The following is a 20,015-nucleotide window of genomic DNA, read 5'->3' on the forward strand; positions in this document are numbered from 1 at the left end:
ACTTTAGTATTATTAATATTAAATCCGGCCGCTTGTTCGCCTGTCGCAGGGTAATTGGTGTTGACATGGGATGCATCCCGTACAAACCCGCGCGGCCTGTTTTAGAATTATTTGATTATAATTTCATTCTTATTTTACGATTGCTTTTACAGCTTCTTCGCCTTCGATAGCTACAACTACTACACCGGCAGGTGCAGCGATTACAGCGTCGCTTGAAGTAATGACTGTGTTAGCGATTGTCTGGCCCAAGATGTTCGTGATAACAACCTTCTTGCCTTCAGCGTTAGCGATTCTTACAGCACCCTGTTGAGCGATAACTGTTACTTCAGAAGTAGCAATTTGTTCGTTGTCAGTAGCCATATCATCTTTGTTACCCATTTCAACGTTGAAGATCAGCGCATCGTCAGCACCGGTAATCTGGTCGAATGTAGATTCCGAACCTGGCAGAGAACCGGACAATACGATACAGCCGTTCTGCATCTTCAGCCATTCACCTGTAGTCGGAGCGATTTCGCGATCGATACCCTGAGATTCCATCAAGAATGCACGGTCTTCTTCTGCTTCGTTTGCAGCATTTTCAGGATCAACAAAACGCATTGACCATGTTACAAGTTTATGTTCGTCACCTTGCAGGTCTACAATATACTCTTCAGCATATTTCTTGTCCTTAACAGCTTTGTGGATTGCAGCAGTGTCGAAAGTAGCAGGAGTTACATCAGCAAACTGACCAGTCAGGATATACAGGCTATCACCCATGTGAACAGCTTTCACGAAACCGGCACGTGTATAACCCTTCCAACCGTAATCAGCACTCTTAGCAGCATGATCTACAGAATCAGCGAAGTTAACCAGGTATTTACCATAATGGAAGCCAGCTGTTGCCGGAGTTGCATGTGAACAAGACCATTTGTCAAGCGGTTTGCCATCTTTGTCATAACCATGATTGTGTTCCAACGGACACGGTTCAGCGTCTTTACCCGGAGCATCGTTGCGATCGATAGAGATCAGATACTGAGGTTTGATGTTACCGCTCCAACGGTTTACGAATGCAGTGTCAACGATGAACGATTTGCCGTCTTTCGTGAAGTCCGGAGTATAGATACCTAAGAAGTCGATACCCTTAACCTTGAAGTTTTCGTTAGCTTCAACCTGCAGGTATTCTTTACGATACTTTTCTACGAAACGCAATGTATCGGCAGCATCACCTGCGTTGCCTTCCAACTTCATTGAGTTGAAACGACGGTACAGAGGAGCATCGTATTTACCGATGTTGAAAGCAGATGTTCTCTGTTCGCTCATTTTCTGGTCTTCCAGGATAGCGGAAGCGTCGATAACACCGACTTTAGTGTATGATTCAGAAGCAAGAGTACCCAGAGTTCCATCAACAGCTACCAATGCATGATAATGTTTGTTGTTTGTCAGGTCGTTTTCTTCCTTGAACAAGAAAGTAGAAGGAGTGCCGTAATCCGAAACTGTAAACATATACTTGTTTTCAGCATTCTTTGACAGGTAAAGTTTGCCCTTTGCTGTCGGAAGATATACCTGGTAAGCCTGTCTGCGTAATTGTTTCAAGCCAGCGATACGTTCTGCGATAGCAGGAGTTACTTCATAACCATAATCATAAATAGCACCTTCTGCTTCAATTACAAACGGCTGAGTTCCATCCGTAGCCTGAGCCAAAGAGTCTTTTGCAGATTTAACGATATACTTGCTGTCTGCATAGTCGTGCAGATAGTTGAATGTATAACGGTTTACCAACAGAGAGTCTGCCTCGAAGTTCTTATAACCTAACAAAGTATCTGACAGGATAGCCAGGTCTTCGATCTGAACGAATTTCAGTGAGTCGCCATCCAGACCTAATTCTGTAGAAGCTGTGTATAGGCAGCTTGCTTCGTCTTTCTGGTTCAACTGAACAGCTGCATCCTTAACACCTGTAAATTCGCGGTTTGTAATTGTAACCGTAGAAGTCTTTTTAGCTGTTTCAGAATAGATCTTATCCTTCAAAACAACCCACTGGTAAGCCGGCATATGAGCCACTTCCTGCAAACCACCGTTTACAGTTACCCATTCAGCAGCAGAAGTTGTTCCGTTTGTAGTGTTATAGATAGGAGCAGCCAGGAACTGACCTGCTTTGTTCTTGATGTAGTACAGACCGTCTTTTACAGAAGTAGCGGTGCTTTCAACAAGTGCGCCGGATACGTAGAACGGAATATTATTATCTTGATCAGCCTTATCTAAAGTAAGAACGTTAGCATCGTTCAATTTCTGATAAGAAAGAGTGATATAATCCGCAAGAGTGCTATTTGCAGTATGCCAATAAGTCTTCTTTCCCCAAACCTCAACAAGGTTGTCTTTTTTCTCCATCAAACCTGCAGCCGGAACAGTTACGATTACACTATCTTTAAATAAGTCACGTGTAAATGTAAACTCAAATGCCTTTTGAGTAAGACCTCCTTTGCGAGCCAAAGAGTCCAAAGTAACAATTGCACCATCACCATCCTTTGTCACTTTTCCTTCTGCCACAGCAAACTCATACCATTTATTCTCATTTTCTGACACACCAGCCCAGAAAGCGGTATCAACATGAGCAAACTTGAAAGAAGGTTTATCACTTTCAATCTTATTCAAAACAACAGCACCAGATGTTGCTGCAAGTTTAGTTGAAGTTGTATTATTAGCAGCATATTGAAAATCATTTACATTAGTAGAACTTCCACCAGGAGCGAGAATATCTTGTGCTTGCCATTTTGTGTTTGCAAAGATATTGCCTTTCAATGTCTGGCCTGCATCAATAGTAAAGTACTTGTTAGCTCCTGTACCCAATACGTTCAAATCTTTAGCTGTAAGAACTATAGTTGCAGGTTGAACTGCCTGAACTTTAACTTCTGTTGCATTAGTAATTGTTGGGGTAGCTGTATTCGCATATTTTACAGCAAATACATTTCCTGTTCCCGTTACTTGATACAACTTCATTACAGAGTCCTTATGAAAATAAGCTGCAAGGCCTGTAAGTTCAGCAAGTTCTGTATTTGCATCCTTAGTCGTAACCCAGCTCCATTCTGTTTCAACATCTGTCAGTTGTGATGCATTTGTTACTGCATCAGCATTACCAACTGCTGTTGCATCCAAGGAAGCAGTAGAAACATCAATCGCATTTGCAGGATCAAAAGAAAGAGTCATACCTTCCGCCTTGTTTGTGAAGACAAAACGGTTAGCACCGGCAACAGCATTAACCTTAATGCTCCAAAGTTCCTTGTTGACAGCAGTGTTGTCAGAAGTAGTAACCTTTACATCTGCACCATCCATAGAAACCACACTTGTAGCAGCACCAGAGCGCTCAACTTTGGCAGTAGACAGCACATAATAACGAGAACCATTCGTCAACTGCTCAATCTTAGTGGCGACATCAACATTGATGCCTGTAGCATTCGCAGCAACCGAACCGACCAGCAGAGCGCCGGTCAAAAGCGTAGAAAACTTTTTGTTCATAATTTAATAATTTAATTAGTAATAAAACTTATGTGTTATATAATGTATATCACCTCGTGAATGTTAACAATTGTATTTTGACTACAAATACGTACGTTTAAATTCGTCATTTTTTGAGGGGTTCTCGGAGTTTGTCGTGAAAAGCGGTATTTTCGTCCTCGTTTAGCTATCTAATTGATAAGAAAGGACATAGAAAAAGAAAAAAACTTTAGGAAAAGGATTGCAGGTTTAAAAAGTATGCGTAAATTTGTGACGAATTTAAACGTACGTTTTTTTTCGTCATTTTGCTTTTGCCTCCTATCTTTTTTATTCCCAATTAGTTACAAGTCAAAAACAGGTCGTTTTTACCCCTAAAAAACGGGCTTTTTCGCGTTCTCCCGTCTTCACCCATATATTTCTTATTTATAATCACTTACACCCTTTTCATTTAAGTAGTGCTTGATGTGTAAATTTGTTGTTTTTGAAGGCATAGGGCGAAAAAGGGGAGAAAAGAGGGAATATTGGCTTCTGGACCAAGAAGCCAATTTCTGAAAATAAATTTGTAATATTGCAGACCATAAAAAACGAATCGCAATATGGACCTTTATACCCGTATATCCATCCCCAAAGCTCCGTTTGCATTTTCCTATACGGAACAAACGGTTTTGCTGGGTTCCTGTTTTGCCGAGAATATCGGGAAGAAGTTGGAGGAGAATAAATTCAAGACGGACCTGAACCCGTTCGGCACGCTCTACAACCCTTCCTCCATAGCCGAAGCGATCCGTATGCTGTTACATCCGGAACGTTTTACGGGCGACGATCTTTTCCGGCACGAAGGCGTTTACCATAGCTTCAGCCACCACAGCCGCTTTTCTTCCCCGTCGGAAACGGAATGCCTGGAAAACATCAACGGGAGACTGTTCAGTTCAGCCGAAATAATCAGGAAAGCACGGCGGATGATCATTACGCTCGGAACGGCTTGGGTGTACAGGCTGAGAAGCACGGGGAAAATCGTTTCCAACTGCCACAAACTGCCGGAGAAAATGTTCGATCGCCAAATGCTGTCGGTCGACGAGATTACGGCGGAATGGAAAAGCATCCTTCTCTCGCTATGGGAACAGAATCCGGAACTGAAAATACTGTTTACCGTCAGTCCGATCCGCCACTGGAAGGACGGGGCGCACGGAAACCAGTTGAGCAAAGCGACCCTGTTGTTAGCCGTCGAACAACTGCAAAAGGACTTTCCGGAACAGACTGCCTACTTCCCCGCCTACGAGATCATGATGGACGAATTGCGGGATTACCGTTTCTATGCGGACGATATGCTGCATCCCTCTCTGCAGGCGGTCGAATATATCTGGGAACGGTTCACGGAAACGATGCTCTCCCGCGAGACACAGGCAATCCTTAAAGAATGGAAGGATATACAAAAGGCCATTAATCATAAGCCTTTCCAACCGGAAAGCGAAGCCTATAAGCACTTCATCTCGCAAACTTTGTTAAAGATGGAACGACTTAACGAGAAATTCCCTTACTTTGATATGACAAATGAGATAGCAGTGATTAAAAAGAAGTTCTAAACCTAATTATAGAGATAGAAGAATGGAATACTCAATAAAAGAAATCGCCGGAATCATCGGAGCTGACGCCAAGAAGTTACATGACGACCGCATCAGCATCTTGCTTACCGATAGCCGTCGCCTTTCATTCCCGGAACAAAGTCTTTTCTTTGCCCTCCAGACTAAAAGCAACGACGGGCACAATTATATACAAGGATTATACAAACTGCGCGTACGCAACTTTGTTGTCAACGAGGTATTGCCGGAATTCGAGTCGATGCCCGAAGCAAACTTTCTTGTTGTGAAAGACACGATGAAAGCTCTCCAGAAGCTGGCAATCCACCACCGGAAACGTTTCAACATCCCGGTGATCGGCATTACCGGAAGCAACGGCAAGACGATTGTAAAAGAGTTCCTCTACCAGCTGTTGCATAATGAGTTCAACATTGTCCGTTCACCCCGCAGCTACAACTCACAGTTGGGTGTGCCGCTGTCCGTATGGCAGATGAACGACAAAAACACGTTAGGCATTTTCGAGGCGGGTATCTCGCAGCCGGACGAGATGGAACGCCTGCAACCGATTATTGCGCCGACCATCGGTGTGATCACGAATATCGGGGAGGCGCATCAGGAGAACTTCATCTCTTCCACACAGAAATGCCTGGAGAAACTCATGCTGTTCAACGATTGCGAAGCTATTATCTATGATGGAGACGACGCCTTCATAGCCAACTGTATCGAATCGGCTTGCTTGTCCCATAAGGCAATCACCTGGAGCCGGAAAGACTCGGAAGCCCCGTTATACATCGAATCGATCAAGAAGAAGGAGTCGGAAACGATTATCCGCTGCACTCTCTTAGGCTTCGACCGTACTTATACGATCCCGTTTACGGATGATGCTTCCATCGAGAATGTGATCCATTGCATGGCCGTGATGTTGTATCTGAAACCGACCAGTGTAAACGACGCCGAGAAGTTCAAGCAACTGGAACCGGTCGCCATGCGGTTGGATGTAAAGCAGGGCATCAACAACTGCCTGTTGATAAACGACACTTACAATTCGGACATCAACTCACTGGACATCGCGCTCGATTTCCAACAGAGCCGGCGCGTAGGCAAAGATATGAAATGCACGCTGATCCTTTCGGACATCCTGCAGTCGGGCACATTGCCCAAATCCCTTTATAAGAAGGTAGCGGACTTGGTAGGCCGGAAGAAGATCGACCGTATCATCGGCATCGGACGCGACCTGAAAGAATACGGGAACGTGTTCGATATAGAAAAGGAATTCTACCTCTCGACAGAGGACTTTATCCAATCCGCGTCGTTCAAGAAGTTCAAGAACGAACTGATCCTGATAAAAGGCTCCCGCCAGTTCCATTTCGAACGCATCTCCGAACTGTTGGAGAAGAAGGTGCACGAGACGATTCTGGAAGTCAACCTGGACGCCATCGTCCATAACTTCAACTATTACCGTTCGAAGCTGAAGCCGGAGACTAAAATGGTCTGCATGGTGAAAGCTTTCGGCTATGGAGCCGGCTCCTATGAGTTGGCCAAGACGTTGCAGGAGCACCGTTGCGACTATCTGGCTGTTGCCGTTGCCGACGAAGGGGCGGAGTTGCGCAAAGAGGGAATTTCTATCCCTCTTATCGTGATGAACCCGGAATTCAGCAGTTTCAATGTCCTGTTTGAGAACCAGCTCGAACCGGAGGTGTATAGTTTCCGCCTGCTCGACGCAATGATAAAGGAGACGGAGCGCAGAGGCATTACCTCCTACCCGGTCCACATCAAGATCGACACCGGCATGCACCGCCTGGGATTCCAGCCGGAAGACGTGCCCGAGATATGTGAACGCCTGAAGAAACAGAGCGGTGTTGTAGCCCGCTCGGTATTCTCGCATCTGGTGGGCAGCGATTCATATGTATTCGACGATTTCACTAAGAAGCAGTTGGAGACATTCACCAAGGCTGCGGCCGAGCTTGAAGCGGGCTTGGAATACAAGGTAATCAAACATATCCTGAACTCGGCCGGCATCGAACGCTTTACCGATTATCAGATGGATATGGTGCGCCTCGGCATCGGCCTGTACGGTGTCAGTGCGTCCGGCCAGAAAGGGTTGCGCAATGTCAGCACGCTAAAAACAACCATCCTGCAGATACAGAACGTTCCGGCGGGCGACTCGATCGGCTACAGCCGGATGAGTTACGTGAAACGCGACTCCCGCATAGCCATCATCCCGATCGGATATGCCGACGGACTGGACCGCCATTTCAGTAACGGAGGCGGAGAGGTTTCGATCAACGGGCAGCGTTGCCCGATTATCGGCAATATCTGTATGGATGCCTGCATGATAGATGTCACCGACATCGATGCGAACGAAGGCGACACCGTTATCATTTTCGGCGAGGAACTTCCGGTCAGCGAACTGTCTGACAAGCTGAAGACTATACCGTATGAGATACTGACCTCGATATCGCCCCGTGTAAAGAGGGTGTATTACAGAGAATAGTTATTTGATTCTCGCCCAAGGATATTTACGAAGGAAATCAAAGTCGACTTTACAGCAGGCAAAGCGATCGTCACCGGACTCTTGTTCAACCACCAGTTCTTCGAGGCCCGATTGCTTTGCCAGCGCAAACAAGGCATCGAAATCGACATCGCCCTTTCCCAACTCGCGACTACCGGAGTTTATCTTATGGTCAGTCGCGTGCCAGCAGGTAAAACGGCCCGGATATTTCTTCAGATAAGCGACACAATCGGCGCCAGCCTCCAAGGCATGTCCGAGGTCGAACTGGAAAAAGACAAGGGAAGGATCGGTGTTCTGGATCAGGTAATCGAAGATAACATTTCCCTCGACCGTCTTCATCTCGGCGGAATGGTTATGGTGTCCGAACTTGATGCCCGACTTCTTGCAGACTTCCCCTACCCGGTTGTAATGGTCGGCCAGTCGCTTCAGATCGTCCGTCGTTTTTGTTGCCGGCAACCAGGACTGGATGGCGCGTTTTCCTCCCGCAGCCTTCAGCTCGTCACAACATTTCTTCCAGGAGTCCCATTCTTTGGCTCCCGTATCAGCAGAAAGGATAGCCGACCCAGTATGGGTTCCGGACAGGGTCATTCCCATCCCGTCCAGGATAGAAGAGACCTCTTTCAGCCTTTTCCCTAAGAACTGGTTGCCGTCAAAACCGTATGTTTCGACAGAGGAGAAGCCGATGTCCGACAGTTTCTGCAGGCTGCCGGTGAAGTCTTTGGCAAGGTCGTCTTTGACACTGTACAGCTGTATGCCGACCCGGTTACGGTTTTTCTTCATCGATTCATTCACAACCGGCATCGCCGACAACGGCAACTTCTGCAATAAACAACAGGAAGCAAAGAGGGAAGCACCTTTCCCGATAAAATCACGTCTTTTCATGGTCTAAATAATTATTTAATATATGGATAATGTTGTATTAGAGACGACTGTACGAGTAGACAAATATAAAGAATTATTTGGAAACGCGCTTTCTCAAGCCGTCGAAATAAGGCAAACCTTTGTGTATCTTGCACATTTTGCGTACTTTTGTGCCGTAATATATAAATAAAAGGTATGAGTCATAATTTATTGAAAGGCAAGCGAGGCATCATATTCGGAGCACTGAATGACATGTCCATCGCCTGGAAGGTGGCTGAAAGAGCCGTAGAAGAAGGAGCGACAATCACGCTGAGTAACACGCCTATCGCTGTCCGCATGGGACAGGTGGACGCCTTGGCTGAAAAGTTGCACGCCGAAGTTATTCCGGCAGATGCTACGAGCGTAGAAGATCTGGAAACTGTATTCTCTAAATCAGTAGAAATATTAGGAGGTAAAGTAGATTTCGTTTTACATTCCATCGGTATGAGCCCGAACGTGCGCAAGAAACGGACGTACGACGACCTGGACTACGGAATGTTGGAAAAGACGCTGGATATCTCCGCCCTCTCTTTCCACAAGATGTTGCAGGTGGCCAAGAAGCAGGATGCCATTGCCGAATACGGTTCGGTAGTCGCCCTCTCTTATGTGGCTGCCCAGCGTACATTCTTCGGATACAACGACATGGCGGATGCAAAGAGCCTGCTGGAATCTATCGCCCGCAGCTTCGGTTACATCTACGGCCGTGAAAAGAACGTACGTATCAACACCATCTCACAGTCTCCGACGCTGACAACAGCCGGTAGCGGTGTGAAAGGCATGGATCACCTGCTGGACTTCGCCGAAAAGATGAGTCCGTTAGGTAATGCCACGGCCGACGAATGTGCGGACTATTGCGTCATGATGTTCTCCGACCTCACCCGCAAGGTAACGATGCAGAACCTCTACCACGACGGTGGCTTCTCGAGCATGGGCATGAGCCTTCGCGCCATGAACCAATACAGCAAAGGTTTAGAAGAATATACCGACGAAAACGGACACATTATTTACGGGTAAACCGTAAATGAATTGAAAATGGAAAATTGAAAATGGAAAATCAGCCTTGCTCTATCTTTCATTTTCAATTTTCAACTTTCAATTTTCAATTATAAAGCCATGCTTGTAAAAATATATCCCGAAAACCCCAACCTCAGGGAGATAGACAAGGTAGTCGGCATCCTGCGCGACGGCGGTCTTGTGATTTATCCGACCGATACGGTCTACGCCATCGGTTGCGATGCGCTCAATGTACGTGCAGTCGAAAAGATCTGCCAGATGAAAGGCGTCAATCCGCAGAAAAGCAACCTCTCCATTATCTGTTACGACCTGTCCAACCTCAGCGAATATGCCAAGGTGAGCAATGCCGCGTTCAAGCTGATGAAGAAAAACCTGCCGGGCGCTTTCACCTTCATCCTGCCTACCAGCAGCGAGCTGCCGAAGATTTACAAGAACAGGAAAGAAGTCGGAATCCGTGTGCCGGACAACAACATCATTCGCACGTTAGTGGGAGAACTGGGCAATCCGATCCTGACCATGTCCGTGCACGACGAAGATGACATCATCGAATACAGTACCGACCCGGAACTGATCGAAGAGAAATATGAGAACCAGGTGGATGTCGTGATCGACGGCGGTTACGGAGGGACAGAAGCCTCGACCGTTGTGGACTGCACAACCGACGACTTCGAAATCATCCGCCAGGGAAAAGGGGAATTAATCTATTAAGCAACAAAACAAGATGAACTGGAACCAATTACTCTCCGGCAAACGCTTCGGCATGGAGGAATATCACGAACGCAAACACGAACGTACCGACTTTCAGCGGGATTACGACCGCCTGATCTTCTCCTCCCCTTTCCGCCGCTTGCAGAACAAGACGCAGGTCTTCCCGCTACCGGGCAGTATCTTCGTGCACAACCGTCTGACGCATAGTCTCGAGGTGTCCTGCGTAGGACGTTCTTTAGGCAACAATGTAGCCAAAGGACTGATGCAGAAATACCCCGACGGGAGCGTCAACTTTCCGGAAATAGGCTCCATCGTTTCCGCCGCCTGCCTGGCGCACGACATGGGTAATCCGCCGTTCGGACACTCCGGCGAACGGGCGATCTCGGCTTACTTCTCCGAGGGAAACGGACGGAAATTAAAGGAACAGATACTTGAAGAGGGCGGGCGTTACGACGACTTCCTCCACTTCGAAGGCAACGCCAACGCCATGCGCCTGCTCACCCACCAGTTCATCGGACGCCGCAAGGGTGGTTTCGCCCTTACCTACAGCACGCTTGCTTCCATCATCAAATATCCCTATTCTTCCGTCTATGCCGGGAAGAAAGGCAAGTTCGGTTTCTTCCAGTCTGAGGAAGATGCTTATCTGCGCATCGCCGCCGAGTTGGGCATTTGCCGGAACCCGGAAGACGCCGACAAATTCGTCCGCTACCCGCTTGTCTACCTGGTGGAAGCGGCCGACGATATCTGCTATCAGATCATGGACATCGAGGATGCCTGCAAACTGCATATCCTGACAACGGAAGAGGCCATCAACCTGCTCCTGAACTTCTTCGAAAGCGAGCGGCTCGATCATATCACCCGCGTCATGAAGATGGTGGACGATACAAACGAGCAGATCGCCTATCTCCGCTCCTGCATCATCGGACTGCTGGTCGACGAATGTTCCCGTATCTTCCTGGAAAACGAAGAGGATATCCTGAACGGGACTTATAACACGCCGCTTATCGACAATATCTGCGACCAGGCGAAGAAAGCCTATCAGACCTGTTCGGACACCGCCTATAAAAAGATATACCGCGCTAAAGAAGTGTTGGACATCGAACTGGCCGGTTACCACATCTTCAGCCACCTGATCGACACCCTGACGGAAGCCGTCATGAACCAGGACCACGCCTACAGCAAACTCCTGCTCCAGCGCATTCCGGAGCAATACAACACAAAAGCACCCACCGTCTACGGCAAAGTGCAATGCGTACTCGATTATATTTCAGGTATGACGGACGTTTACGCCCTCGACTTGTATAGGAAGATCACAGGCATGAGCCTGCCGGCGGTATAAAGCCGATCAATATTCTTCCCTGTATTTGCTCTCCTGTTTATCATCCAGGATGCTCAGGTAACTCTTGTAGCGCGATTCGCTGATATAATGGTCTTCCACGGCACGCAGCACGGCACAACCCGGTTCGTGGCGGTGGGAACAGTTATTGAATTTGCAGTCGGCGGAGAATTTGAATATCTCGGGGAAGTAATGGGCGATTTCGGCACCTTCCATCTCAATCGTCCCGAAGCCTTTAATACCCGGCGTGTCGATCAGATAACCACCATCGGGCAACGGGATCATTTCGGAGAAAGTCGTCGTATGCATTCCCTTGTTATGATATTCGGAGATATCGCCGGTACGAAGGTTGACGCCCGGCACTAATTTGTTGATAATCGTTGATTTCCCTACGCCGGAATGGCCGGACAGAAGGGTTATCTTTCCTTGCAGGTCGGCTTTCAGCGCATCCAGTCCTTCTTCCGAACGGGCACAAAGATTCGAGCAGGGATAACCGATCGTCGTATAAAGATTGGTCAACGCAGCCAGCAACTCCATATCCTCAGTATTGTAACGGTCTATCTTGTTGAATACCAGTTTTACGGGGACACGATAGGCTTCGGCGGTCGCCAGAAAGCGGTCGATGAAGACAGTGGTGGTAATCGGATAATTGACAGTCACGATCAGCATGGCCTGGTCCACATTGGCGGCAATGATATGCGACTGCTTGGAAAGATTGGAGGCACGGCGGATGATGTAATTCTTCCGGTCCTCGATCTCGGTAATGAAAGCGGTCCCTTCCTGATTAATGTCGATATCGACCCGGTCTCCGACCGCGACAGGATTGGTTGTTCGAATATCTTTGAGACGGAAATTCCCCTTGATCTTACTTTCAACATCGCGGCCGTCATCGGTGCGAACGGTATACCAGCTACCGGTATTCTTAACAACCAATCCTCTCATGCTATTACTATACGGTCATTATTTCTTTTTCTTTAGCTGCGTAGAGTTCATCTACTTTCTTGATATATTTGTCATGGATCTTCTGCACTTCCGCTTCTGCATCTTTTTCTACATCTTCGGGAGTACCATCGGTCTTGATGCTCTTCTTCAACTGTTCGATTGCATCGCGACGGGCGTTACGGACGCTGATCTTGGCAGCTTCGGCTTCCTGCTTGGACTGTTTAGCCAGCTGGCGGCGACGTTCTTCCGTCAAAGGAGGAATACCTAAACGAATCACTTCGCCATTGTTTTCAGGCGTGATGCCGACATCAGAATCCATGATTCCTTTCTCAATGTCTTTGATGATCTTCTTCTCCCAAGGAGTGATCATGATCGTCCTTGCATCCGGAATCGTTACGGTAGCTACATTTGTCAGAGGAACAGGAGCACCGTAATACATAACTCTCACGCAATCCAAAATCTTCGGATTTGCCTTACCGGCACGGATATGAGACAACTGCTCGTCGAGATACTCGATTGCAAACGTCATCTTCTCTTCTGCCGCCTTTACATACTCTTTTATATCTGCCATAAGTGATTGTATATTTTTGTTTTCTGTTTTTTGGATAAACAAAAGTAGTAAAGTTTTCTTATTCAGCAAAGAGTTTGCGGGATTATGACTTTATAATTGATGATTTATCGGTGTGTCGCTATGTTTATATTACCGGACGCAGATTTCGCAGACGACGCAGACGAACGCAGATCATTTATTGTTTTAAAAGAAAATAAGTCTGCGTTCCTCTGCGTAATCTGCGCCCGTCTGCGTCCGGTAAATACGAGCAAACACACCGATAAATCAGCATTTAACAGACTCTAATACCGTCTCAACTTCGGAAACAGAAGAAGCAAATAAAGCACTCCTACAGCCAGAACCAACAGGGCGCCCGTCTGCGAATGGAGCGCATCGGAAGCAACACCCATCAGCAACGGGAAGACCGTTCCGCCGAACAAGCCCATGATCATCAGGCCGGAGACTTCGTTCTGCCGCTGCGGCATCGAAAGCAACGCCTGCGAGAACAGAATGGAGAACACATTCGAGTTGCCGTAGCCGACCAAGGCGATGCTGACGTACAACAGGACTTTGGAATCGAACAACAGGAATCCCGCCATCGACGCAACCATCAACACGACACTGACAACAAAGAACTTCTTAGGCGACCAGTGCGCCAGGATCAGCGAACCGGTCAGGCAACCGATCGTACGGAAGATAAAGTACAAGCTGGTGGCAAACGACGCCGCATGTATGTCCATTCCCAACCGCTCCATCAGAATCTTCGGCGCCGTCGTATTCGTACCGACGTCGATCCCGACATGGCACATGATGCCGATGAACATCAGCAAGATGAACGGATTACCTAACAAGGCAATACATTCGGCAAAAGTAGACGGTTTCCCTTCCGGCGCCTCCTCCTTAATAGAGGTTGCTCCCAGCAGGAAAATCGCAATCACGGCAACCACCATATAGACCGGGAAAAGCACACGCCACCCCATTCCTAACGAAGGAATCGCCTGCGTCGCCCCCCACATCGCAATATAAGGAGCCAGGAAAGAAGCGATCGCCTTGACAAACTGCCCGAAGGTCAGGCTGCTCGCCAACTTATCCCCGGTGATAATATTCGACAAAAGCGGATTCAGGGAAGTCTGCATCAACGCATTCCCGATCCCCAACAGGGAGAAGGATGCCAGCATCACCACATAGCCATCGCCGAAACAAGGGATCAACAGCGACACGAAAGTGACGATCAGACTCAACATAACCGTCTTCTTACGCCCGATCTTATTCATCAGCATCCCTGTCGGGACAGAGAAAATCAGGAACCAGAAGAACACTAAGGAAGGAAAGATATTGGCTTCCGAATCAGTCAGCCCTAAATCCAGCTTCACATAGTTGGAAGCGATCCCCACCAAATCCACAAATCCCATCGTGAAGAACACAAGCATCACCGGGATTAACTTCAGATATAAACTCTTCTCTTTCATATCAGTTCTTATTTGGATAGGCTGGCCATGCACCCTCTTTCGTACAGACGAAAGCCGCCGTCTCGACAGCGATCTGATGGGCTTCGCGCAAGGATTTGCCGGTTAATATGGAATAAACGAATGCACCGGAGAAGGAGTCGCCCGCTCCGACCGTATCGGCGACTTCCACCTTCGGAGTAAGGATAGTCGACTGTTCATCGGGCGAATAGATCGAACTGAATGCCGATCCGGCAGTCAGGATTACATATTTCAGGTTATATTTCCGGAGCATCTGGCGGCAAACTGCCTCATCCGAGCCATCCAGGTCGCACATTCCGCGCAGCAAGACCAGTTCCTCATCGTTTACCTTAAACACATTGGCCTTGTGCAGCAATGTCTCGATCAGGTCCTTTGAATAATAGGACTGGCGGATGTTGATGTCGAAAAAGCGCAACGCATCTTCGCGGGCATACGACAGGAGGGTAAGAATCGTCCCCCTCGAACCTTGCGCACGCAAAGCCAACGTCCCGTAACAAACCGCATCCGCTTTCTTCACTAACTCTATCGCCTCCTGCGTCAAAGGGATGTGATCCCAGGCGACGCCTTCGATGATCGTGTAGGTGGGAATGCCGTCTTTCAGCTCCACCATCACGTTTCCAGTAGGATATTCGACCGTTCCCAACGAATGGCAGATGCCGTTCTTGTCCAGTTCCTGAACTATTTCCGCCCCGAACACGTCGTTTCCGACCGCACTGATCGCATATCCTTCCGCTCCCAACCGGGTGGCATGATATACAAAATTGATTGGAGCACCTCCGGCACGCTTCCCGGTGGGCAACACATCCCACAGGAGTTCCCCGATGCCGACAACTACTGGTTTCTTATTTTCCATGATATATTGATTTTATTGTTATAAATATAATTATTCCTTTAAGTATCTCTTCATAAACATAGCTTGTTCTTAAAAGTTTCATGCCGGGGAAACAAAAGTTTCTCCACGACGGAACAAAAGTTCCATGCCGATGAAACTAAAGTTTCACGCCCGAGAATATTTGGAACAAAAGTTTCACGTTTTTCTTGGAGTGAAACTTTTCACAGTTTCCCTTTCCTACAAGCCTAATGCGTACAGCTTGCAAGCGTTGACCTTTGTCGAACCGTTCCGACTGTAGAAAGACAGGCTGTTGTACGGTTCATTCGGGAATACGAGGTTTGTCATGGCTACCTTTCCGCCGTCCAGGAAGATTTCGATGGAGCATTTATCGACGAACAGCTGCAACCGATGTTGCTTGTCTTTGGAAAGCGGGCCCCAAGTGGCAAGGGCGAAGTCGTCCACATAGTTGATGGAGTTCTTCACGCGGTTGTCGTGCGCTTCCTTCTCGTGCGGGATGGCGTTTTTGCCGAAGTCGACTATTCCGCTGTGTACGCGGTCCATCACCAGCTTGCCTTCTTTCATATCTAAATAGATGTCGACATATTCGCCTTTGCTGTTCATCAGTTTGAAGCCGGAGCAGTTGGCATTGGTCGTCAGGTCTATGTTCATCTCGAAAGCGCCGTCGCCTCCGTCAAACAGGGTTTCGATAGTAAATTCCTTTCCGTTATCGACCGTAAAGGCGGGGATTTCTTTCGTTTCCTTCCGCAAAGCCTCCAGTTCTTTTACCGGGTTGACGGCCATATAGATGTCTTTTCCTTCGGAATACATCGTCAGTTCGCGGGGCAGGGCGTTGGCGCTGCGGTATTGCTGGGTCGGGATGATATTGGCGTACTGCCAGTTGCTCATCCAGGGCACGGCAATCACACGTTCGCCGGTGTTCGAGAAACAAACCGTTGCGTAGTGGTCTTTGCCCCAGTCCATCCATTTGACGACTTCGGGCTTCGTGTCGCAAGTGAAGTTCGTGCCGTCGAAGTCTCCTATAAAATATTGTGTGGCGGAACCGCCGAACAGGCAACCGGGATTGATATTGACGATCAGCGCCCACTTCTTATGATTCCCGTCGCCATCGACTGCGAGCTGCACCATATCCGGACATTCGAACTGGCTCGGCTGCATGCCGTAACCTTTGCCGAAAGCGCTCATGTAGGTCCAATCCTTCAGGTCTTTGGAAGAGAAGAAACGCATCTCCTTATCGGCGGATACGATCATCACCCACTTCTGCTGGGGTTCGTACCAGAAGACTTTCGGGTCACGGAAATCCTTCAGCCCGTCGAACGGGGTCAGGACGGGGTTCTTTTCATACTTGGTGAATGTCCGGCCGTTGTCTTTGCTATACGCCATACATTCGATCTGTCCGTTCCGGTCGCTGGCGGAGGTGTAGAAAGAGACGATCGTGCCGTCGCCATATCCTGCCGTATTCGTCAGGTCTACAACCGAGCTGCCGGAGAAGATATGTCCCATCGTGTCGCGCGCCAAGGCTACCGGAAGATGTTCCCAATGAACGAGGTCGCGGCTGACGGAATGCCCCCAATGCATATTGCCCCATACGGAGCCGTAAGGATTGTATTGGAAGTAGAGATGATATTCGCCGTCTTTATACACCAGCCCGTTGGCGTCGTTCATCCAGCCGTAGAGCGGCGTATGGTGATAGAGAGGGCGGAACTTGTCGCGGTTTGCCGTGTCGAACGTATCGGACAACTGAATCCGGCTCCAGCAAACGGCGTCCTTCGGTGTCTTGCGGATGCGTACAAGCGCTTTCTTTGCGCCCGCAGGCAATTCGAACGGCACGAAATAGTCGACACGCTGCTTTGCCAGGCGGACATCCATATCCGTATCGGCGGCATCGCCTGTCACGAGGCAGACTTGTCCTTCCGGTGTCTTCTCCTCGACCGGAAGCAACAGATATTTGGTCGGATTCGTAATGTGGACAAGCGTCAGGGTGTCGCCCTGCTGTTCCAGTTTAAACTCACTCTTGCCGGACGGCTGGCAGGATACCAGACCGAATGAAACGGCTGCACTCATGACGAGGCTCTTGCTGATGTTTGAAATCGATGCTTTCATATTATGTAATAGTCTTTATTGTTAAAAAGTAATTGTTGCACTGAACTCCACTGTGAACGGGCGGATATAGCTGCCGGCCATCCACGCCCCGTTGTACTTGTCGGCATCTTTCTTCTCGACCAGTTCGGCGCCGGAGATGCTGCCCTTCGCACCGGTCTGGTTCAGGAAGTTGATGACCGTTCCGCTCAACGCCAGATGCTTGTTGACCTGCCAGTTCAGTCCGCCGAAGGTTTCCCACCGTCCGTTGAAGTAATAGGCATCGTTGATGTTGGCATACGTCTTGCTAAAGTAACGGAAACTTGCCCAGACTTTCAAATCTTTCGTAATCATATAGCTCGGATCGAGTTCAATCAGGACCTTCGGTATTTCGGCCACGATATTGCCTGTCGCATTGATGCTGGAGACGCTTCCGTCGGGGAATGTGACGCCTGTCTCATACTTCTTGTACTTCGGGACCTGGTAGGTAAACAGGAAGTGGAAGTCGAAACCCTTGAACGGCTTGAAGACCGCATCCGTTGTCCATCCCATCGTCTTGATGTCGTAACTCAGCGGAGCCGCCTTGATGTCCTTGCCTGTCGGGTCGTTCGGATTGATCAGGTTCAACGTCGAGTTGTTGTTTGTCTTGGCAATGTAGGAGAACAGGGAAGTCAGGCTCACCCAATCCGTGTTATAATACAGTCCGGCACGTCCTAAAGGTACGGTTATTTTATCTACATTCGGCATATCCGCCGGAGAGAAATTCGACAGGTTCGGACGCTGTGTGATATAGGTGAAGTCACCGGTCAGGCCGAACTGCCCGGTCATCTTATAGGTCAGGGCGGCAGTCAGGGCCATGTTCAGCCAGTCGTAGCTGAAGTTACGCGGTGCGATCACCGTCCCGTCGGCAGCGACAGCGCCGATATGGTAATCGTTGAAACGTCCAACCGCATTCCCCTCGGCATTGTAGACGGCGAGGTTCTCCCCTTCCAGGCGTTGGTATTCGAGGCGGGCGCCGTAATAGGCGTTCAGCTTGTCCGTGATATCCCAGTCGTGCGTGGCATAAAGCGCCAGTTTGTTTTCATGCCCCTTATAATATTCGGAGGCGTTCTGGTTGAAGTTATAATAGGGCGTATCGCCGTAATAGTGCACCTTGTCGGAGCCTGTGTTATAGAGCATCTGTGGGTAAGCCTCGACCGTGTGGTCGTACATCGTCGTGTTGGAAGCATAATCCACATCGTAATACCATTCGTTCAGCCCGATGCGCCAGGTCTGGTTGCCATACTTGCGCGACAGTTCGGTCGTGAAGAACACCTCGTCTATCTTGCCCCGGTTGAAGCAGGACATACGGCTCTGCACGTATCCGCTGTAAGGCTGGAACGCACCGTCGGCCTGACGGGTCTGATAGCCGGCGGAGGCATCCTGTTCTTTCATGTCCATCGGCGTCTGGTAGAGGTATGAGCCTTGCGAGTGGTCGTACTTCATATTGACCTTCCATTCCAGCCCGTTATCCCATTTGTAGGAATGGAGGAGCGTCACCTGGTTGCCCCGGCTGGCGGTCGCATCATAGAGGTTGACGTTCCCGACTTTTCCCGTCCGGATATCCAGGTAAGGGATTGTGCCGACATTGGGCAGGTAGGAAGAAGTTCCGAGGCTGAAGCCGGGAATCTCTTTCACGCTTCCGTCGCCGACATAGATGAAGGGAGCGCCGGTGGTCGCGTTAGACAGCCAGTGACTGTTGCTGTAATGGTAGATGACGGAGAACTGTCCGCGCCCTTCGTTGTAGCGCTTGCTCAGGGCGAACTTATAGATTTCCGTCCGGTCCTGATACTGGGCGAAGCGCAACTTGAACGAGCCCGGGTCGAAATTCTGGTAGATGCTTCCGCTGTAGAACCAGCCTTTCCCCAACCCTCCGTTCAGGTTCAGGTCGAACTGCTGCCGGCCGAAATGGTTGGTATTGTAGTTCAGCGTGCCGTTGAAGGCTTTCTTTCCGTCGAGTCCCAGTTGGGTGAACGAGTTGACGGCATAGCCGATGTTACCGGTCGTGATGGCTGTCTCGGATATCTTCATCAGTCCGATATGCGAGAGGCTGCCGTCGCCGCGCCAATGCGTGTTTACGTTATGGGGATTCGAATTATAGACGACCGGAAGGCCGTTCTCGAGTACGTTGACATCTCCGCCGGGCAGGCCGATCGAGATCTCGCGGGGACCATTAGCACTTGCTGCGTTCAGCATGACGTTACGGCTGTTCGTCTCCCCCTTCTTTTCGCTACCGGAAGGGATCGTATCCTTTACAGCTTCTTGTGCATAAAGAGCAGATGTAAGGAAACAGCCGGCAAGGGACGCGATAAAATACCTTTTCATGGCAACAGTTTTCATATAGATTGTTTTAAAATGTTTTCGAGGCAATGCGTTTTACGGAGGCAAAAGTAGGGTGCTCCGGACAGGCGGGCGATAACAAATGAAGCAGGAAGTATGACAAATGTCTCATGCCATAAAAAAGTTTCGGGTCTTGTCAAATCCGTCCTGTTTATGTGACAAATGTAATAGGCCGTATTGCTTCTAAGCAATAGGGTACATATGGTTCTAAGCAAT

The 20,015-nt window shown here is 48.8% G+C and carries 13 protein-coding genes; 5 read left to right on the top strand and 8 right to left on the bottom strand.

Annotation, left to right across the window (positions count from 1 at the left end):
• Positions 1 to 129: 129 nt before the first annotated feature.
• Positions 130 to 3,489 carry a DUF6383 domain-containing protein gene (locus tag DWW90_RS16285; RefSeq protein WP_122345723.1) on the bottom strand — a complete coding sequence of 1,120 codons (3,360 nt, stop codon included), beginning with the start codon at positions 3,487 to 3,489 and terminating at the stop codon, positions 130 to 132.
• Positions 3,490 to 4,064: 575 nt separating this feature from the next.
• Between DWW90_RS16285 and DWW90_RS16290 the strand changes: the two genes are divergently transcribed.
• Both DWW90_RS16290 and DWW90_RS16295 read left to right on the top strand, forming a co-directional pair.
• A complete protein-coding gene (locus tag DWW90_RS16290; RefSeq protein WP_122345724.1) occupies positions 4,065 to 5,048 on the top strand; it encodes a GSCFA domain-containing protein in 984 nt (327 codons plus the stop codon).
• Between the two features lie 22 nt (positions 5,049 to 5,070).
• Positions 5,071 to 7,536 (top strand): bifunctional UDP-N-acetylmuramoyl-tripeptide:D-alanyl-D-alanine ligase/alanine racemase, encoded by a 2,466-nt coding sequence (locus DWW90_RS16295; protein WP_122345725.1) that lies wholly within the window; start codon positions 5,071 to 5,073, stop codon positions 7,534 to 7,536.
• On the opposite strand, the gene DWW90_RS16300 is transcribed toward DWW90_RS16295, so the two are convergent.
• A complete protein-coding gene (locus DWW90_RS16300) occupies positions 7,537 to 8,436 on the bottom strand; it encodes a sugar phosphate isomerase/epimerase (protein WP_122345726.1) in 900 nt (299 codons plus the stop codon).
• A gap of 174 nt (positions 8,437 to 8,610) precedes the next feature.
• Between DWW90_RS16300 and DWW90_RS16305 the strand changes: the two genes are divergently transcribed.
• The 3 genes from DWW90_RS16305 to dgt all read left to right on the top strand — a co-directional run bounded on the left by DWW90_RS16305 (position 8,611) and on the right by dgt (position 11,515).
• Positions 8,611 to 9,468 carry an enoyl-ACP reductase gene (locus DWW90_RS16305; protein WP_115500348.1) on the top strand — a complete coding sequence of 286 codons (858 nt, stop codon included), beginning with the start codon at positions 8,611 to 8,613 and terminating at the stop codon, positions 9,466 to 9,468.
• A 99-nt stretch (positions 9,469 to 9,567) separates the two neighbouring features.
• Entirely contained in the window at positions 9,568 to 10,176 is a 609-nt protein-coding gene (locus tag DWW90_RS16310) for an L-threonylcarbamoyladenylate synthase (RefSeq protein ID WP_115500349.1), read from the top strand.
• A gap of 13 nt (positions 10,177 to 10,189) precedes the next feature.
• On the top strand, positions 10,190 to 11,515 hold the full coding sequence (dgt, locus tag DWW90_RS16315) for a dGTP triphosphohydrolase (RefSeq protein ID WP_122345727.1): 1,326 nt from the start codon (positions 10,190 to 10,192) through the stop codon (positions 11,513 to 11,515).
• A 6-nt stretch (positions 11,516 to 11,521) separates the two neighbouring features.
• On the opposite strand, the gene rsgA is transcribed toward dgt, so the two are convergent.
• From rsgA to DWW90_RS16350, 6 genes are all read right to left on the bottom strand, one after another.
• Positions 11,522 to 12,454 (bottom strand): ribosome small subunit-dependent GTPase A, encoded by a 933-nt coding sequence (gene rsgA, locus DWW90_RS16320; protein ID WP_122345728.1) that lies wholly within the window; start codon positions 12,452 to 12,454, stop codon positions 11,522 to 11,524.
• A gap of 7 nt (positions 12,455 to 12,461) precedes the next feature.
• Positions 12,462 to 13,025 (bottom strand): ribosome recycling factor, encoded by a 564-nt coding sequence (gene frr / locus DWW90_RS16325; RefSeq protein ID WP_115500352.1) that lies wholly within the window; start codon positions 13,023 to 13,025, stop codon positions 12,462 to 12,464.
• A gap of 281 nt (positions 13,026 to 13,306) precedes the next feature.
• Complete coding sequence (locus tag DWW90_RS16335) at positions 13,307 to 14,473, bottom strand: MFS transporter (RefSeq protein WP_122345730.1); 1,167 nt, start codon at positions 14,471 to 14,473, stop codon at positions 13,307 to 13,309.
• Between the two features lies 1 nt (position 14,474).
• Positions 14,475 to 15,344 (bottom strand): carbohydrate kinase, encoded by an 870-nt coding sequence (locus tag DWW90_RS16340; protein ID WP_122345731.1) that lies wholly within the window; start codon positions 15,342 to 15,344, stop codon positions 14,475 to 14,477.
• 216 nt (positions 15,345 to 15,560) lie between these two features.
• The gene (locus DWW90_RS16345; protein WP_122345732.1) at positions 15,561 to 17,444 is read right to left on the bottom strand and encodes a DUF4980 domain-containing protein; all 1,884 of its coding nucleotides are present in this window, start codon (positions 17,442 to 17,444) and stop codon (positions 15,561 to 15,563) included.
• A gap of 21 nt (positions 17,445 to 17,465) precedes the next feature.
• Positions 17,466 to 19,784, bottom strand: coding sequence for a TonB-dependent receptor (locus DWW90_RS16350; RefSeq protein ID WP_233547783.1), 2,319 nt, complete (start codon positions 19,782 to 19,784; stop codon positions 17,466 to 17,468).
• Between the last annotated feature and the right edge of the window lie 231 nt (positions 19,785 to 20,015).

The organism is Parabacteroides sp. AF17-28 (genome assembly GCF_003479205.1).
Lineage (GTDB): Bacteria > Bacteroidota > Bacteroidia > Bacteroidales > Tannerellaceae > Parabacteroides > Parabacteroides acidifaciens.

Bases quoted from the DNA above. Each gene is read 5' to 3' on its own strand.
- DWW90_RS16285 (WP_122345723.1), bottom strand. From the start codon at position 3,489: ATGAACAAAAAGTTTTCTACGCTTTTGACCGGCGCTCTGCTGGTCGGT.
- DWW90_RS16295 (WP_122345725.1), top strand. From the start codon at position 5,071: ATGGAATACTCAATAAAAGAAATCGCCGGAATCATCGGAGCTGACGCC.
- DWW90_RS16350 (WP_233547783.1), bottom strand. From the start codon at position 19,784: ATGAAAAGGTATTTTATCGCGTCCCTTGCCGGCTGTTTCCTTACATCT.
- DWW90_RS16345 (WP_122345732.1), bottom strand. From the start codon at position 17,444: ATGAAAGCATCGATTTCAAACATCAGCAAGAGCCTCGTCATGAGTGCA.
- DWW90_RS16340 (WP_122345731.1), bottom strand. From the start codon at position 15,344: ATGGAAAATAAGAAACCAGTAGTTGTCGGCATCGGGGAACTCCTGTGG.
- DWW90_RS16300 (WP_122345726.1), bottom strand. From the start codon at position 8,436: ATGAAAAGACGTGATTTTATCGGGAAAGGTGCTTCCCTCTTTGCTTCC.
- DWW90_RS16335 (WP_122345730.1), bottom strand. From the start codon at position 14,473: ATGAAAGAGAAGAGTTTATATCTGAAGTTAATCCCGGTGATGCTTGTG.
- DWW90_RS16305 (WP_115500348.1), top strand. From the start codon at position 8,611: ATGAGTCATAATTTATTGAAAGGCAAGCGAGGCATCATATTCGGAGCA.
- DWW90_RS16310 (WP_115500349.1), top strand. From the start codon at position 9,568: ATGCTTGTAAAAATATATCCCGAAAACCCCAACCTCAGGGAGATAGAC.
- dgt (WP_122345727.1), top strand. From the start codon at position 10,190: ATGAACTGGAACCAATTACTCTCCGGCAAACGCTTCGGCATGGAGGAA.
- frr (WP_115500352.1), bottom strand. From the start codon at position 13,025: ATGGCAGATATAAAAGAGTATGTAAAGGCGGCAGAAGAGAAGATGACG.
- rsgA (WP_122345728.1), bottom strand. From the start codon at position 12,454: ATGAGAGGATTGGTTGTTAAGAATACCGGTAGCTGGTATACCGTTCGC.
- DWW90_RS16290 (WP_122345724.1), top strand. From the start codon at position 4,065: ATGGACCTTTATACCCGTATATCCATCCCCAAAGCTCCGTTTGCATTT.